Annotated in this window: 14 protein-coding genes, 3 pseudogenes and 1 riboswitch; of the genes and pseudogenes, 7 read left to right on the forward strand and 10 right to left on the reverse strand. The window is 63.4% G+C overall.

Annotated elements, in window-relative coordinates:
* The 5 genes and pseudogenes from X735_RS0135025 to X735_RS140230 all read right to left on the reverse strand — a co-directional run.
* Window positions 1-861, reverse strand: a pseudogene (locus X735_RS0135025) (TCP-1/cpn60 chaperonin family protein); the annotation flags it as partial.
* Window positions 862-863: 2 nt separating this feature from the next.
* Window positions 864-1472, reverse strand: a pseudogene (locus X735_RS01000000166345) (TCP-1/cpn60 chaperonin family protein); the annotation flags it as partial.
* Between the two features lie 2 nt (window positions 1473-1474).
* A pseudogene (locus X735_RS1000000166890) lies at window positions 1475-2292 on the reverse strand (TCP-1/cpn60 chaperonin family protein); the annotation flags it as partial.
* Window positions 2293-2355: 63 nt separating this feature from the next.
* Window positions 2356-2652: a co-chaperone GroES gene (gene groES / locus X735_RS140235; protein ID WP_006203049.1), complete on the reverse strand. Its 297-nt coding sequence runs from the start codon at window positions 2650-2652 to the stop codon at window positions 2356-2358.
* 233 nt (window positions 2653-2885) lie between these two features.
* Entirely contained in the window at window positions 2886-3680 is a 795-nt protein-coding gene (locus X735_RS140230; RefSeq protein ID WP_023813507.1) for a class I SAM-dependent methyltransferase, read from the reverse strand.
* A gap of 72 nt (window positions 3681-3752) precedes the next feature.
* Between X735_RS140230 and X735_RS140225 the strand changes: the two genes are divergently transcribed.
* Complete coding sequence (locus X735_RS140225) at window positions 3753-4604, forward strand: hypothetical protein (RefSeq protein WP_023813508.1); 852 nt, start codon at window positions 3753-3755, stop codon at window positions 4602-4604.
* Between the two features lie 67 nt (window positions 4605-4671).
* On the opposite strand, the gene X735_RS140220 is transcribed toward X735_RS140225, so the two are convergent.
* Window positions 4672-5298, reverse strand: coding sequence for a TetR/AcrR family transcriptional regulator (locus tag X735_RS140220; RefSeq protein ID WP_023813509.1), 627 nt, complete (start codon window positions 5296-5298; stop codon window positions 4672-4674).
* A gap of 123 nt (window positions 5299-5421) precedes the next feature.
* Here X735_RS140220 and X735_RS140215 point away from each other — a divergent pair, with 123 nt between their 5' ends.
* The 3 genes from X735_RS140215 to X735_RS140205 are packed head-to-tail and all read left to right on the forward strand — an operon-like array spanning window position 5422 to window position 9039.
* Window positions 5422-6609: an MFS transporter gene (locus X735_RS140215; RefSeq protein WP_023813510.1), complete on the forward strand. Its 1188-nt coding sequence runs from the start codon at window positions 5422-5424 to the stop codon at window positions 6607-6609.
* Between the two features lie 13 nt (window positions 6610-6622).
* Window positions 6623-7900, forward strand: coding sequence for a D-arabinono-1,4-lactone oxidase (locus X735_RS140210; protein WP_023813511.1), 1278 nt, complete (start codon window positions 6623-6625; stop codon window positions 7898-7900).
* Window positions 7900-9039 carry a DSD1 family PLP-dependent enzyme gene (locus tag X735_RS140205; RefSeq protein WP_023813512.1) on the forward strand — a complete coding sequence of 380 codons (1140 nt, stop codon included), beginning with the start codon at window positions 7900-7902 and terminating at the stop codon, window positions 9037-9039. Before X735_RS140210 ends, X735_RS140205 begins: the two co-directional genes overlap by 1 nt.
* Window positions 9040-9043: 4 nt before the next feature.
* Here the strand turns inward: X735_RS140205 and X735_RS140200 are convergent, their stop codons facing one another.
* On the reverse strand, window positions 9044-9877 hold the full coding sequence (locus X735_RS140200) for an AraC family transcriptional regulator (RefSeq protein WP_023813513.1): 834 nt from the start codon (window positions 9875-9877) through the stop codon (window positions 9044-9046).
* A 295-nt stretch (window positions 9878-10172) separates the two neighbouring features.
* Window positions 10173-10380, forward strand: a riboswitch (cobalamin riboswitch).
* A gap of 161 nt (window positions 10381-10541) precedes the next feature.
* On the opposite strand from X735_RS140200, the gene X735_RS140195 reads away from it, so the two are divergent.
* From X735_RS140195 to X735_RS140185, 3 genes are read left to right on the forward strand one after another with little or no spacing between them, the layout of a single operon-like run.
* A complete protein-coding gene (locus tag X735_RS140195; RefSeq protein ID WP_023813514.1) occupies window positions 10542-11330 on the forward strand; it encodes an ABC transporter ATP-binding protein in 789 nt (262 codons plus the stop codon).
* A gap of 47 nt (window positions 11331-11377) precedes the next feature.
* Window positions 11378-12325 (forward strand): ABC transporter substrate-binding protein, encoded by a 948-nt coding sequence (locus X735_RS140190; RefSeq protein WP_023813515.1) that lies wholly within the window; start codon window positions 11378-11380, stop codon window positions 12323-12325.
* A gap of 29 nt (window positions 12326-12354) precedes the next feature.
* A complete protein-coding gene (locus tag X735_RS140185; protein ID WP_023813516.1) occupies window positions 12355-13341 on the forward strand; it encodes an iron ABC transporter permease in 987 nt (328 codons plus the stop codon).
* A gap of 18 nt (window positions 13342-13359) precedes the next feature.
* Here the strand turns inward: X735_RS140185 and X735_RS140180 are convergent, their stop codons facing one another.
* Genes X735_RS140180 through X735_RS140170 form a run of 3 tightly spaced genes read right to left on the reverse strand, consistent with a single transcriptional unit; the run spans window position 13360 to window position 15925 of the window.
* Window positions 13360-14211: a metal ABC transporter permease gene (locus X735_RS140180; RefSeq protein ID WP_023813517.1), complete on the reverse strand. Its 852-nt coding sequence runs from the start codon at window positions 14209-14211 to the stop codon at window positions 13360-13362.
* Window positions 14208-15068 (reverse strand): metal ABC transporter permease, encoded by an 861-nt coding sequence (locus X735_RS140175; protein WP_023813518.1) that lies wholly within the window; start codon window positions 15066-15068, stop codon window positions 14208-14210. Before X735_RS140175 ends, X735_RS140180 begins: the two co-directional genes overlap by 4 nt.
* Entirely contained in the window at window positions 15065-15925 is an 861-nt protein-coding gene (locus X735_RS140170) for a manganese/iron ABC transporter ATP-binding protein (protein WP_023813519.1), read from the reverse strand. Before X735_RS140170 ends, X735_RS140175 begins: the two co-directional genes overlap by 4 nt.
* Window positions 15926-15997 lie beyond the last annotated feature (72 nt).

Consider the following 15997-nt stretch of genomic DNA (forward strand, 5'->3'; position numbering starts at 1 on the left):
GCCCTTGTTCTCAAGGATCTTGCCGGCAACGATCGATGCTTCCGCACCGGCGTTGGCCGCGATCTGGCGGGCCGGAGCCTGCAGCGCACGACGAACGATGTTGATGCCGGCGGCCTGGTCGGCATTGACGCCGGTGACCTTGATGTCGGCCGAAGCGCGCAGGAGAGCGACGCCGCCGCCTGCAACGATGCCTTCTTCGACGGCCGCGCGGGTCGCGTTGAGGGCGTCATCGACGCGGTCCTTCTTTTCCTTGACTTCGACTTCCGTCGCACCGCCGACGCGGATCACCGCAACGCCGCCGGCGAGCTTCGCCAGACGTTCCTGCAGCTTCTCCTTGTCGTAGTCCGAAGTGGTCTCTTCGATCTGCTGCTTGATCTGGGCNCGGGTCGCGTTGAGGGCGTCATCGACGCGGTCCTTCTTTTCCTTGACTTCGACTTCCGTCGCGCCGCCGACACGGATCACCGCGACGCCGCCCGCGAGCTTCGCCAGACGTTCCTGCAGCTTCTCCTTGTCGTAGTCCGAAGTGGTCTCTTCGATCTGCTGCTTGATCTGGGCAACGCGGCCCTGGATCTCGGCCTTCTTGCCGGCACCGTCGACGATGGTGGTGTTCTCCTTGGAGATCGACACCTTCTTGGCGCGGCCGAGCATGTTGAGGCCGACGTTCTCGAGCTTGATGCCGAGGTCTTCGGAGATGACCTGGCCACCGGTGAGGATGGCGATGTCTTCCAGCATGGCCTTGCGGCGATCACCGAAGCCCGGCGCCTTGACGGCGGCGATCTTCAGGCCGCCGCGCAGCTTGTTGACGACCAGCGTGGCCAGAGCCTCGCCTTCGACGTCTTCCGAGATGATGAGCAGCGGCTTNCTTCCGAGATGACCTGGCCACCGGTCAGGATGGCGATGTCTTCCAGCATGGCCTTGCGGCGATCACCGAAGCCCGGCGCCTTGACGGCGGCGATCTTCAGGCCGCCACGCAGCTTGTTGACGACCAGCGTGGCCAGGGCCTCGCCTTCGACGTCTTCCGAGATGATGAGCAGCGGCTTCGAGGTCTGCACGACGGCTTCGAGAACCGGCAGCATGGCCTGGAGGTTGGACAGCTTCTTCTCGTGCAGGAGGATGTAGACGTCCTCGAGCTCGGCAACCATCTTGTCGGCGTTGGTGACGAAGTAGGGCGAGAGATAGCCGCGGTCGAACTGCATGCCTTCGACGACTTCGAGTTCGGTCTCGGCGGTCTTGGCTTCCTCAACCGTGATGACGCCTTCGTTGCCGACCTTCTGCATCGCTTCCGCGATCATCTTGCCGACCGACTCGTCGCCATTGGCCGAGATCGTGCCGACCTGGGCAACTTCCTCGGAGGTCTTGATCTTCTTGGCAGCCTTGCCGAGCGCCGCGACGACTTCGGTCACGGCCAGGTCGATGCCGCGCTTCAGGTCCATCGGGTTCATGCCGGCGGCAACGGCCTTGTTGCCTTCCTGGNGCGTCTTCCAGATCCGCAACCATCTTGTCGGCGTTGGTGACGAAGTAGGGCGAGAGATAGCCGCGGTCGAACTGCATGCCTTCGACGACCTCGAGTTCAGTCTCGGCGGTCTTGGCTTCCTCAACCGTGATGACGCCTTCGTTGCCGACCTTCTGCATCGCTTCGGCGATCATCTTGCCGACCGACTCGTCGCCATTGCCGGCGATCGTGCCGACCTGGGCAACTTCCTCGGAGGTCTTGATCTTCTTGGCAGCCTTGCCGAGCGCCGCGACGACTTCGNCTTCCTCAACCGTGATGACGCCTTCATTGCCGACCTTCTGCATCGCTTCGGCGATCATGGCGCCGACCGACTCGTCGCCATTGGCCGAGATCGTGCCGACCTGGGCAACTTCCTCGGAGGTCTTGATCTTCTTGGCAGCCTTGCCGAGCGCCGCGACGACTTCGGTCACGGCCAGATCGATGCCGCGCTTCAGGTCCATCGGGTTCATGCCGGCGGCAACGGCCTTGTTGCCTTCCTGGACGATCGACTGCGCCAGAACGGTCGCGGTTGTGGTGCCGTCGCCGGCGATGTCGTTGGTCTTCGAAGCAACTTCGCGGATCATCTGCGCGCCCATGTTTTCGAACTTGTCGGAAAGTTCGATTTCCTTGGCGACGGTGACCCCGTCCTTGGTGATGCGCGGTGCGCCGAACGACTTGTCGATGACGACGTTGCGGCCCTTGGGGCCGAGGGTGACCTTCACCGCGTCGGCGAGGATGTTGATGCCGTGAAGCATGCGCTCACGGGCATCGCGGGAGAATTTTACGTCTTTGGCAGCCATTTTTTTACTCCTGGGCATCTCGCCCGAAATTCAGATTTGATGGTGCGAAGGAAAGGCCTGATATCAGCCGATGATGCCCATAATGTCGGATTCCTTCATGATCAGAAGGTCTTCGCCATTGAGCTTGACTTCGGTGCCCGACCACTTGCCGAACAGGATGCGGTCGCCGGCCTTGACGTCCAGCGGGACCAGCTTGCCAGCTTCGTCACGAGCGCCGGAGCCGACAGCGATGATCTCGCCTTCCTGCGGCTTTTCCTTTGCCGTGTCGGGGATGATGATCCCGCCAGCGGTCTTGGATTCGGATTCGACCCGGCGAACGACCACGCGGTCATGAAGCGGGCGGAACTTCGACTTTGCCATTTTTTCTTCCTCGATGAGAACGGTGAGAAACAGTTCCTCCGTCCGGCGGCGCCGGACATATGTGGTTAGCACTCACCAAAGGCGAGTGCTAACGTGGCGCTGAAATAGGCTGACGGCTTTTGAGAGTCAAGGTGCGCGAAGGCCGCGATGCGAGCGAAATTTTTCTCATGCTGCCGCACGATTTTACAAAGCCTGGGTTGCGCCTGCCCCGGTCGAGCGCCGTCCTGCTATCTTCAGTGTCTTGGCGCCCGCAGCACCAACAGCGGGCATCGCTCGGCGAGCCCATAGCTCCCGGTCAAAGCGATGCGAACATCACCAAAGAACGCTTCCGCCTCGCTCGCCAATGCAGTCGCCGGCGCGAAGGTGTAGATGGCCGGCGAGTTCCGATAGACATCGATGGTGCCGATGGTGGGCAGGTCCCAGCCCGTGCGAGCCGAAAGCTCTTTGCGGTCAGGAAACAGTGCATCGAACCTTTCCGCGATCATCCTGACCGGAATGGCATGGTCGGGCGCATCGCCCGTCGCGGTCATTGCGACGCGCCATTTGAGTTCGTGGAAGGTCGAGACACCGCCCGACAGTGCAAGCGCCCGCACCGCCGCCGGATCGTCCGGTGTTTCGGGACCGGCAAAGAGACGCAGTCCCGCTCGGCCGTCGGTGCGCAGTACGCCGGCGATCGCCTCAAACAGCGCCCGGCGCGCGGTTGAAAGGCCGAGCGCCGACAGGCAGCCATCGCCGATCACCGCATCGATGCTTGCGTCCGACACCGGCAAGTCGAGCCAGTCGCCGTTGATTGCCTTTCGCAACGCGGTGTCGCCTGGCCAGATACCGGCGATCATGTCGGAGGATTCGTCGACGGCCATCATCGTCGTCCCGAGCCCGGCGAGTTCCGGCGTCACGCCGAGCAGAATGACGTGCGCCTTCGAAAGGTCGAGCTCACGCTCATAGGCCTCAACCGCTTCCGCTGGCGGCCGCAACGGTGGCCCGAGCAACTGCCAGTGCCCTCGAATGGCATTCCAATGGTCGGTCATCCACACCCCCAAGCCGGCATTGTATTTGCAGGCATAATGGAGGACGCTGATGAAGCCAAGCTCGGGGGGCGCATGACACGCATCGCGGTTATTACGCATGAGTTCGACAGGTTCGAACGCCGGCGTGGCCTGCTGTTTCGCCGCCGGAGCTCCTATATGCTTTTCGGTTTGCTGGAGGAACTGAAGCGACGCGGTCATTCCGTCCGCATAATCCCCGGAACGTCGGCAAAGCCGGAGGCCGACATCGCGGTGCTGCACGTCGATGCGACTGTGACGCCCCCCGAATATGTCGAATACGCACGCGCTTTTCCCTTCTGCCTGAACATCGGAGCCGCCGACATCTCCAAGCGACGCGTCAGTGGCGCGGTGATCGGCAAGGAGGACGACTGGCAAGGACCGGTCATCGTCAAGAGCAATCTCAACAATCTCGGGATGCGGGAGCAAGCGCTCAACCGGCGATCGCTGCGAGCCGGGAAGCCGAAGCCGTTTCCCGGCGTCGAGCTCATCGAGGGTTATCGCGTCTATGCATCCCTTTCGGATGTTGCGCCGGAGGTCTTCGACCGCAGCGATCTCGTCGTCGAAAAATTCATTCCCGAGCCGGAGGCGGACGGCTTTGGAGCCCGCTTCTGGATATTCTGCGGCGAGCGCGAGCGCTGCACCCGCCATGTCTCGCCGCAGAGCCTCGTCAAGGGCGACGACACGATCCGACGTGAGCCGGTTCCGGTTCCCGACGAGCTTCGCACGTTGAGGCGCCGGCTTGGCTTTGACTACGGAAAGTTCGATTTCGTCATGCATGAGGGCAGGGCGGTGCTGCTTGATGCCAACAAGACGCCCGGTGGCGCCCGCAATCTTTCTGCGTTTCTCGCTGCCGGCAATGCCAATCTTGCCGACGGCTTCGAAGCCCTTGTCCGCCAGGTCGCATAGCGGGCGTTCTGATGCTTGCGATGCCCGACACCTCTCATTCGCGGCAGCTTGCTGACGATCGCCACGGCTACAAAAACAGCCGCAGCTGGGTGTGAATGATAGACCGGTAATCCTCGATGGTCTGGCGGCTTTCCGGTTCGCCCTCGGCGAGCGCCAGGCGCACCACGCCGCCGGCGAGCTGGAAGATCAGCAGAACCATGCGTTCGAACTGCTCGCGCCTCTCGGGCTTGAGCAAGGCGATGACGTGGTCGCAGAACATTTTGGCTTGGTACCGGGTTTCCGCGATGTCGAGGTTCTTGAGCGCCTTGTCGGCCTGGATGGCGTTCTGCAGATCCTGGATGGCCGGATCGCCGGCGACACGGTTGAGATAATCATCGAGCAGCCGGTCAGCGGCCACGATCACATCCTTCGCCTCGTGGATTTCGGCGATGATCGTCGTCAGCCGTGCCCGGCTGACCTCTGAAAACCGTTCATAGAGCATCGCCAGGATCGCCGATTTGTTGGGAAAATAGTGGTAGACGGTGGCGATCGGCCCGCCCGCCAGCATGCCGACCTCCTTCATGGTGACGGCGTCGATACCCTTTTCCCCGATCAGCCGCATGGTCGTCGACAGGATCGCGTCGATGCGCTCGCGGCTGCGTTCCTGCTTGGGCCTGCGCCTCGGCTCGGTCGCCATTCTTTTCAATTCGGTCATGCACCGATCTTTCGCACAGTTTTCAAATTCCGGTTGACAAGAAATATGATCAAGTATCAGTTTCTGAAATACTGACAGGTTGTCAGCTTTTTTGCCGCACGGCAAGGACGTTGGGAGGCGCCTTTGGCTTCGACAGACACCGGCCATGCAGGCAGTGGCGACTGGCTGGTCGGCAATCCGACCGGCTGGCAGCTTGCCTCGGCCCTGTGGATCGGTTCGGTGGGCCTGCTCATCCTCGGGCTGCAGCCCGTGTTGCTCGGCGCCCTTTACACTGAGGGTCATGTCAGCGGCGACGAACTGGCGCTGGTCGCCACCGCCGAGATGATCGCCATTGCCATCGGTTCGGCTGTCGTGGCGATGCTGCTTTCGGCGCACCACATGCGCTGGAAAAGTGCCGTCCTTCTGCTGCTGCTGGCGCTGGCCAATGTGTGGACGGCCTATGCCGCGAGCGCCGGCACGCTGATTGCGGCCCGCGCCCTGGCCGGGCTCGCCGAGGGCGGTCTGGTCGCCATCGCCACCGAACTGATCGCCCGCTCGCGGCGCGCCGAGCGCATCGGCGGCTATTTCGTCACCATGCAGACGCTGGCGCAATGCGCGCTCGCCCTGTTGCTGGCGCTCTATGTAATCCCGGCCGCAGGGTCGGCAGGGGGCTTCATCGTTCTTGCCGTCGTCTGCATCGCGTCTCTGGCGGTCGCCTTCACTGTTCCCGGTGACTATGCCGACCTGCCCAAGGAGGAGAATTTGGCCAATGTGCTGACGGTTCCTTCACTCACCGCGCTGCTGTCGGTCTTCTGCTATTTCATGTTCTTCGGCGCGGTCTGGGCCTTTCTGGAACCGCTTGGCGCACAGTATGGCATCGATGCCCGCACCGTCGGCCTGATCGTCTCGGCCAGCCTCGCCGTACAGGTCCTGGGGGCGATGACGGCGACGGCGTTCGAAGCACGCATCGACTATCGCCTTGCCATCGCGGCGATCGGCGTCGTCGCGCTTGTCAGCTCCCTGGTTCTTGCCAGTAGCCCTGGCCTGACGACGTTCTGGGTCGCTGCCTTGGCTATGGGCTTTATCCTGCTGTTCATCGTGCCCTACCAGATACGTCTGGCGATCACCGCCGACGAGACGCGGACCGCTGTGCTGCTGGTGCCGGCGGCCCAGCTTTTCGGCCTGGCGATCGGACCGATCGCGGCGTCGCTGCTCATCGATGGCAAGGATTTCCGGCCGGTGCCGGAATTCGCCGCCGCCAGCGCGGTGGCCAGCGTGGCGCTGCTCGGTCTGTTCGTCCTTGTGTCACGTCGCCGTCGTGCGGTTGCCTGAGCGGGGAGGTGGGATGTCAAACATTTGGAGCAACTGGTCGGGCTTTGTAAGTGCCGAGCCCAAGCTGATCGCCAGCCCCGGCGATGCCGGTGAGCTCGGTGATCTCGTCCGGACCGCGCCTGGCCCGGTGCGCGTCGCCGGCGCCGGTCATTCCTTCACGCCGCTGGTGAAATCGCGGGGCACGATCCTGTCCCTGGAGAGGCTGGAAGGGCTGGTCTCGCACGATGCGCAAAAACATCAGGCGCGGGTGCGGGCAGGAACCCGGCTCGGCGCGCTGATGGGCATCCTGCAAGGCATCGGCCAGGGCCTGCCCAACATGGGCGATATCGACCGCCAGGCGATCGGCGGCGCGCTGGGCACCGCCACGCACGGCTCGGGACCGACGCTCGGCGCCTATCACACGCAGCTGGAGACAGTGCGGATCGTCGACGGGCTTGGCAAGGTTCGCGACTTCAAGCGGGCAGGGGATCAGGACATGATCCATGCCATCGGCGTCGCACTCGGCGCTTTCGGCGTGCTCACCGAAGTGACGCTGAACAACATCGCGACCTACCGGCTGCGGCGCCGCAAATGGGTGCTGCCGATCACTGAGATGCTGCGGGAGTTCGAGACGATGATGGCCGCGCATCGCTCGGCCGAATTCTACTACATTCCGTTTTCCGGCTACGCGCAGTTCATCGCCAGCGATCTCAGCGGCGCCGCACCCACCGCACGGCCGCCGGAAGAAGACGAGTCGGGTTTGAGGACACTGCGCAGGCTGCGCACTTCACTTGCCTGGCTGCCATCGCTGCGTGGCCGTCTGATCCTGGGCGCCATCGCCAAATTGCCGGCCGAGGACTACGTGCAGGACTGGCTCAACGTCTATGCCAGCGACCGGCAGACCAAGTTCAACGAGATGGAATATCATTTGCCGTTCGAGGAAGGGCCGAAGGCGCTGGCCGAGATCATCGAGCTGACCGAGAAGCGTTTTCCCGAGGTCTATTTCCCGATGGAGGTGCGCACCGTTGCGCCCGACGAATTCTGGCTGTCGCCATTCTACAGGAGGCCGACCTGCTCGATCGCCATCCACCATGACGCGGCGAACGATCCGCTGCCATTCATGCGGGCGGCCGAACCTATCTTCCGCAGATATGGCGGCAGGCCGCATTGGGGCAAGATGCACAGCCTCAAGGCCGCGGAGCTGAAAAAGCTCTACCCGCGCTGGGACGACGCCATGGCGGTGCGCCGCGACATCGATCCGCAAAACCGCTTTGTCTCACCCTACATGGCCGGCCTGTTCGGCATCGAATGATGAGCACCTATTTTTCCACCCTGTCGGATGCGCTGAAGGAAGCCGGCATCTTCCAGCCCTGCCTGCTGCTCGATCGCGACCGGCTGGACAGCAACATTGCCCTGGTGAAAGACAGGCTCGACCCCGGCCTTGCTGTGCGGTTGGTCGACAAATCGCTCGCCTGCCTGCCGCTGCTTGCGCATATCGGCAAGGCGCTCGGCACCAATCATGTCATGACCTTCCATCCGCCGATCAGCGAGGCGGTGCTGAAGGCGTTTCCGGATGCCGATCTGCTGTATGGCAAGCCGATGCCTGTCGATGCGGCAAGGGCTGTGCTTTCGAGGGGCGCGGTCGACTGGTCGCGTGTCTGCTGGCTGATCGACAGCGAGGAGAGACTGGCGGAATATGGCGCCCTCGCTGGCGAACTCGGCATCGGCCTGCGCATCGCTTTCGAGATCGATGTCGGGCTGCATCGCGGCGGGTTCGCCAATCCTGAGGCCTTGTCGAAGGCGTTGAGCGCGTTGCCGGCCCGGCTGCATTGCGAAGGCGTCATGGCCTACGAGGCGCATGCGCCGCTCATTCCCGGCCTTTTCGGCGGACCGGCAAAGGCATTGGCCAAGGCGTCGGCGCAGGCCTCGGCGTTCGTCGCCTGTCTCGGCGCCGACCAGCGCCGTATCCTGAACATCGGCGGCAGCAAGACCGCGCTGCTTCATCATGGCGGCATGGCCAACGAGGTCTCGATGGGCTCCGCCTTCGTGCTGCCCAGCGACTTCGATACGCCAGGACTCGACGGCTTCCAGCCGGCGGCCTTCATCGCCACGCCGATCCTGAAAATGGTCGAGCCGATGCTGCCTGGCCCGCCGGCCGTCACCCGCCTGCTGCAGGCGCTCGGCCGCTTCCCGCGCAAGGGCTGCTATCTCTATGGCGGCAAGTGGATGGCCGAGCCCGTCTTCCCCGAAGGCATGAAGGCGAACGGGCTGCTCGGCCTGTCCTCCAACCAGCAATTCATGGGCTTGCCCGCCGACGCGACCGCAAAACCCGGCGACTACGCGTTTCTAAGGCCGACGCAGAGCGAAGCCGTGCTGCAGCAGTTCGGGTCGATCGCTGTGTTTTCCGGCGGCGGGATAGTCGATCGCTGGCCGGCGCTGCCGATGGCCTGACCGACTACGCCTTCACCGGTATCCAGATCTCCAGCCCGCCATTGCCGCTGCGTGGGTCGAACTCAGGGCCGTAGCGTTCGAATTCCGGCGCATCCGATATCTCGTGGCCGGAAGCCGGCAGCCATTTGTTCCAGATCGTATTGACCGTGCGGCGGATGGTCGAGATGTGTTCGCGGTGGGCAAAGACCGCATATTTCTGCGCCGGCACCCGCACCCGGCTGAATTCCCTCGGCAGGTCGGAAAAATCAGACACTTCGACGCCGGCGATGTAGTCGAAATTGCCGGCATCGTCGCCGTTGACGCAGACGCCATAGGCGACATCGCCGGTCTCGCCCGGAATGTTGCCGATATAGGGGCCGAAGCGCTGCCATTGCATCGGAATGGCGGCGCTGGTTTCGCAGCTGTAGCGTTCGCCGAGGCCGGCGATCAGGAACGGCCGGCTGGTCTCGAAACGCGGTGGTTCGAGATTGGTGAGGAAGGACTGGTCCATCAGGATCGGCTCCACGAGGTCGAGCTTGTCGAGTGTGCCTTGCGCGCGCACCAGTTCCGGCGTGGTGCCGAACTGATCGCGGAAGGCACGGGTGAACGCCTCATGCGAGTTGTAGCCGGCGTCGAGCGCGACGGAGAGAATGTCGGGCGCCCCGCCGGCCAGCTTGCGCGCCGCCTCGGTGAGCCGGCGTGAGCGCATGTAGCCCATCACCGAGCGGCCCGTGGCAGCGCCGAAAGCCCGCGTCACATGAAAACGCGACACGCCGCTGCTTTGCGCGATATCGTCAAGCGAGATCGCCTCCGGCAGATGACTTTCGACGAACCACAGCGCTTTCTCGGTCGGGTTCATTTTGCTCCTCGCATTGGCCAGATCATCCTGCCGTTTCCTGGCGCGGCCAGTTTGATCGAAATTGCGCATCCCGCGCAATCGAACCGATCCCGTCACAGTCGCACACCGATATGGCACAGCGGTCGAGCGCCCCTTGCCGCCGACGAGCCAAATTCGGCAGGCTTCGCTTGACAGCGCCAGGCGGCATCCTCTAAATGCGTAATGTTATTACATATCGAGAGCGTGAAATGCATGTTTCCCCTAGCCGGCCCACCACTCCGTCCGAGAAATCCATTGCGAAGCGATTGGAGGAAATCTACGCTGAAGCGGTGATGGTCCCCGAGTCGAAAGGCGAGGGGTGAAAAGGGAACACGGTGAGATCCCCAGGGGTCCAGGCCGTGGCTGCCCCCGCAACTGTAAGCGGCGAGCAAAATCCGTGAATGCCACTGGCCGGCAAGGCTGGGAAGGCAGGATGGCGCAACGACCCGCGAGCCAGGAGACCTGCCATCACTGAGTTGACCGGACGGGGTGTGCCGGGAGGAAACGCGAATCCCGGTCTTGTCGGCCGCTTCGCCAGCTTCCTTCCGTCGCCAGTTTTGGAAAGTGACGGAAAGTTGGACGGCTCTATCGATCATCGCATCATCGTGTGCACGCTTTGCCATCCCGGCAATCTGGCGGGCAGCCGATGACCGTAGCGCTTCTCGAAGCACATGACCTCTGCGCCATGGCCAATGGGCGGGATCTGGTCCAGGCGGTCAGCTTCTCGGTGGCCGCTGGCGATCGCCTAGCCATCATCGGTCCCAACGGCGCGGGCAAGACGACGCTGCTGCGCATGCTGTCGGGCATGCTGCGGCCGAGCTCCGGCGAGGTGAACCTCGGCGGGCGCCGGCTGGACGGGATTTCCGCCGCCGAGCGGGCGCTGCATATCGCCGTTGTCGGCCAGACCGACCAGCCCGATCCGCGGCTGGCGGTGATCGACTATGTCGAGCTGGGCCGGGTCCCGCACGCTCGGCTACGGCGCAGGAGCGAGGAGCGTGACATTGTCGTCGATGCGCTGCGCCGGACCGGCCTGCTGCCGCTGCTTGGCCGCACCATCGGCTCCCTGTCGGGCGGCGAGCGCCAGCGCGCCCAACTGGCGCGCGCCATCGCCCAGCAGCCAAAGATCCTGTTCCTCGACGAGCCGACCAACCATCTCGACCCGCGCGCCCGCGGCGAACTGCTTGAACTCGTGGCCGGCTTCGAGATGATGGTGATCGCGGTGCTGCACGATCTGGCGCTGGTCGCGCCGTTCGCCACCAGGGTGGCGGTGATGAACCATGCCCGTCTGCAAGCGCTCGCCGCACCGCGCGAAGCGCTGACCCAAAAGCTGATCCGCGAGATTTTCGGCATCGATGTGCTGCGTCTGCGCCATCCGACCGAAGACCGCGAACTGACGGTGTTCGAGATGCCGAACCGTGCCGCGCCGCCATTCTGATTGAAGCCGTCCCATATCGATCAATCCCGTCCACAGGAGCAAAACCCTTGAAACGCCTCGCTTTTTCGCTTGCCTTCTCGCTGCTGGCCTCGACAGCCCTGGCCTTCCCGGTGACCGTCGACAGCTGCGGCAAGCCGCTGACCTTCGATGCGCCGCCGAAGCGCGCCGTCATCCAGGATCTCAACATGGCCGAGATGGCTTTCGCGCTGAAACTGCAGCCGTCGATCGTCGGCCTGACCGGCATCACTGGATGGTACAAGGTGGGTCCCGAATTCAAGGCGGAGCAGGGTTCGATCCCGGAACTGGCGCCGAAATATCCGACGCTCGAAAACCTCGTCGCGGTCGAGCCCGATTTTTTCTTCGCCGGCTGGTATTATGGCATGAAGCCGGGTGGTGAAGTGACGCCCGACACGCTTGCCCTGCATGGCGTCAAGACGCTGGTGCTGACGGAAAGCTGCGTCCATCTCGACAAGAGCCGCCCCGCCGCTTCGATGGACCTGCTCTACGGCGACGTCGAAAAGCTGGGCAAGATTTTCGGCAAGGAAGCCGAGGCCGAGAAGCTTGTCTCCGGCTGGAAGACGCAGCTCGCCGACATCACCGCCAAGGTCGGCAACGCCAAGGGAACGCGGGTGTTCCTCTATGATTCCGGCGAGGACAAGCCGTTCACCGCAGGCAAGTTCGCTATTCCGAGCGCCATGATCACTGCCGCCGGCGGCGACAACATCATGGCCGACATGGACACCAGCTGGGGCAACACGGACTGGGAAACGGTGGCGTCGCGCAATCCGCAATTCCTCATCCTGCTCGATTACCAGGACGGCGGCGGCTACAAGAAGCTGCTCGGTTTCCTGAAGGCGCATCCGGCGATGAAGGAGACAGACGCGGTCAAGAACGAGCGCTTCGTTGCCCTGCGCTACGCCGAGCTGACGCCTGGACCCGCCAACATCGAAGCGATCGACAAGATCGCGAAAGCCATGCATCCGGAAGCGTTTTGAGCTTGCGTCATCCAGCATTTGCATTGTCCATGGTGCTGGGAGCGGCGGCGATCGCCGCTCTCGCTCTGCTGTCGATTGCCTATGGCTCGACGCTGATCCCGCTGACCGACGTTGTTGCAGCACTTGGCCGCGCAATCGGCTTAAGCGGGCACGACGTGTCCGGACCGGTCGGCAAGATCGTCGTCGACCTGCGGCTGCCGCGCACGATCCTGGCCATCTGCGTCGGCGTCGGTCTCGGCGTCGTCGGTGCGCTGCTGCAGACGGTGACCCGCAACGACCTTGCCGACCCGTTCCTGTTCGGCCTGTCGTCGGGCGCCGCCGCGGGTGCGGTTTCCGTTATCACCGTCTTCGGCGACAGTTTCGGCATCTGGACATTGCCGGTCGCGGCCTTCACCGGCGGCATATTGGCTGCCGGCGTCGTCCTGCTGCTGGTGGCGCGGGTGAGGGGGCAAGGCCCGGAGCGGCTGATCCTTGCCGGCCTTGCCGTGTCCTTCATGTTCACCGCCTTGACCAACTATCTTGTCTTTGCCGGCGATCAGCGCGCCGCCCACTCCGTGCTGTTCTGGACCATGGGCGGCCTTGGCCTGGCGCGCTGGGACAACATCTGGCTCGGCGCACTGGGTGCGGGGACCATTCTGGCTTACGCGCTGTGGAACCACCGCCGGCTCGATGCTTTCCTGGCCGGTGAAAATGCCGCCGAAAGCCTTGGCGTGCCGGTGGCGCGCATGCGCCGGATGACCTTTCTCGTCGCCGCCTTCTCGACGGCTATCCTTGTCTCGGTCGCTGGCGTCATCGGCTTCGTCGGGCTGATGATTCCGCATCTGTCACGGCCGCTGGCGGGCCCCTTGCACCTGCGCCTGGTTGCCAGCTGTGCCGTGTTTGGCGCGGTGCTTTTGCTGGCCAGCGACCTTCTGGCCCGAACGCTGCTGCCGCCGCAGGAACTGCCGATCGGCATCATCACCAGCTCGGTCGGCGCGTTCTTCGTCGTCACCATGCTGATCCGCAACCGGCTTTGAGTACGGTCAGGGCCGCGATTACTCTCCCGAAATGCCCAGTTGCACCCGTTGCTTTGGGCGCTTCGACTGGAACAGGGCAAGCAAAAAAACGCCGGCCTGAACGACGACGATCGTCGGGCCGGTGGCTGCGTCGATGTGATAGCTGAGGATCGTTCCCACGACGCTCGACCCGATGGCGGCCGCGGCAGCAATGGCGAGCATGCGCTCAAAGCTCTTCGTCAAAAGAAAGCCGATCGCTCCCGGCGCGATCAGCATGGCGATGACAAGGATGATCCCGACAGCCTTCAGCGAGGCCACGATGGTCAACGCGAGCAGCGTCAGCAGCCCGAAATGCAGCAGGTTGACGGGCAGGCCGATCGCGCGCGCATGGGCCGGATCGAAACAATAAAGCAGCAGATCCTTGCGTTTTGCCAGAACGATCAGGATCGCCGGCACGACGATGACCGCCGCCTCGATCACGTCGCGCCACTGGACGCCGAGCATGTTGCCGAACAGGATATGATTGAGATGCTGGTCGGTCTCGACCTTGACGAACAGCACCAGGCCAAACGCGAACATGCCTGAGAAGACGATGCCCATGACTGCGTCCTCCTTGATCCGGCTGTGCTGCTTGAGGTAGCCCGTCGCCAGCGCGCAGCCAAGTCCTGCCACGAAGGCGCCGAAGGCAAGCGGGATCCCGGCGATATAGGCGAGCACGATACCCGGAAGCACGGCATGCGAAACGGCGTCGCCCATCAGCGACCAGCCCTTCAGGACGAGATAGCAGGACAACACCGCGCAAATGGCGCCGACCAGAACGGCGACGGCGAGACCGCGACGCATGAATTCGTGGCTGAGCGGTTCGGCGATCCAGGACCAGATCGTCATCATGACGCGACCTGCGATGCGGCACGTGCCGCCCGGCGTGCGGCGAGCCGCCCATGTTTGGGTGCGAAGACGCAGGCAATCAGAAAGACCACGGTCTGCAGCACCACGATCAGTCCGCCAGTCGCGCCATCGAGAAAGAAGCTGAGATAGGCGCCAACCGCGCTCGTCGCCGCGCCGATCGCCATCGCGAGCAGGATCATGACACCGAACCGATCGGTAAGCAGGTAGGCGGTGGCGCCAGGCGTTACCACCATCGCGATCACGAGGATCGCGCCGACGGTCTGGAGCGCGGCGACGATGCAGGCGCTGAGCAGCACGAAGAACAGGACCCGCAACCGCCACGGATTCAGGCCGACGCCGCGCGCATGGTTCTCATCGAAGAACACCAGCATCATATCCTTCCATCGAAGCCCCAATACAGCCAGCGAAACCGCTGCGATGAGGATGACCTGGGTTACATCCTCGTCGGAGATTGCGAGGATGTTGCCGAGTACGATGGACTGGATGTTTACGGAGGTCGGACTGATCGACGCAATCAGCAGCCCGCCAGCGAACAGCGTTGTAAAGACAAGGCCGATCACGGCGTCCTCGCGAAGTTGCGTCACGCGCCGCACCAAGGTGATGCCGAGCGCGGCGATGAGGCCGGAGGCGAATGCGCCGGCGGCATAGGGAAGGGCCAGCATGTAGGCGGCCGCAACGCCGGGCACCACCGAGTGGGCAAGCGCGTCGCCCATCAGGGCCCAGCCCTTTAGTATGAGATAACAGGACAGGAACGCGCAGACCATGCCGACCAGGGCGCTGACCCAGATGGCCTTGGCCATGTAGTTGTAGGTGAAGGGTTCCAGCAGGATGTCGATCACGGGGCTGGCGATCCGCTGTCGGGCTTCATCATCTTCTCTTGATCCCGCTCGCCGTAAAGCACCAGAGGACGCTCGTCATCGGTCAGCACGGTCAGGTGGCGAGCGTCGGGGTCGTCATGAAGATCGGCGCCGCCGAGGCGCAGATGCCTCAGCACGCCGCCAAAAGCTTTCGCAAGATTGGCTTGCGTAAACGTTGTCTCTGTCGGTCCGAAGGCCAGCACCGTCTTGTTGAAGATGACGACATGGTCGCAGAAATTGACGATGCTGCCGAGATTGTGCGTCGACACCAACATCAGCTTGCCGTCGTCGCGCATCGACCGAAGGAGATCGATGATCGCTGCTTCGGTCTGTACGTCGACGCCGGTGAACGGCTCGTCGAGCAGGATGATTTCGCCCCCCTGCGCCAGAGCGCGCGCCAGGAACACACGCTTCTTCTGGCCGCCGCTCAGTTCGCCGATCTGGCGCTTGCGAAAATCGGTCATGCCGACCCGTTCCAGTGCCGCGTCGACCGCCATGCGATCGGCTCTGCCTGGGATACGCAGAAAATTCATGTGGCCGTAGCGGCCCATCATGACGACATCTTCCACCAGCACCGGAAAGTTCCAGTCGACATCCTCGCTCTGCGGCACATACGCGACTAGGCCGCGCTTCAGCGCTGCGTGGACGGGCAATCCGGCGATAAGCACTGTTCCTGTCGACGGCGTCAGGAAGCCCATCAGCGCCTTGAACAGCGTCGATTTGCCGGAGCCGTTGACGCCGACCAGCGCGCAGATGGTGGAGGCGCCGAGCCTGAAAGAGGCGGAGTGTACGGCCGTGACCCCGCTTGAATAGCTGACGGTGACGTCGTCCACGTCGATGGAGGCAACGACCCGGCCGCTACCGGTCGATGTTCGATCACGGCTGCTGTCCGGAGCGAGCGCGGCGCGAAC

Origin of the sequence: Mesorhizobium sp. L2C084A000 (genome assembly GCF_000502875.1) — a bacterium.
GTDB lineage: Bacteria > Pseudomonadota > Alphaproteobacteria > Rhizobiales > Rhizobiaceae > Mesorhizobium.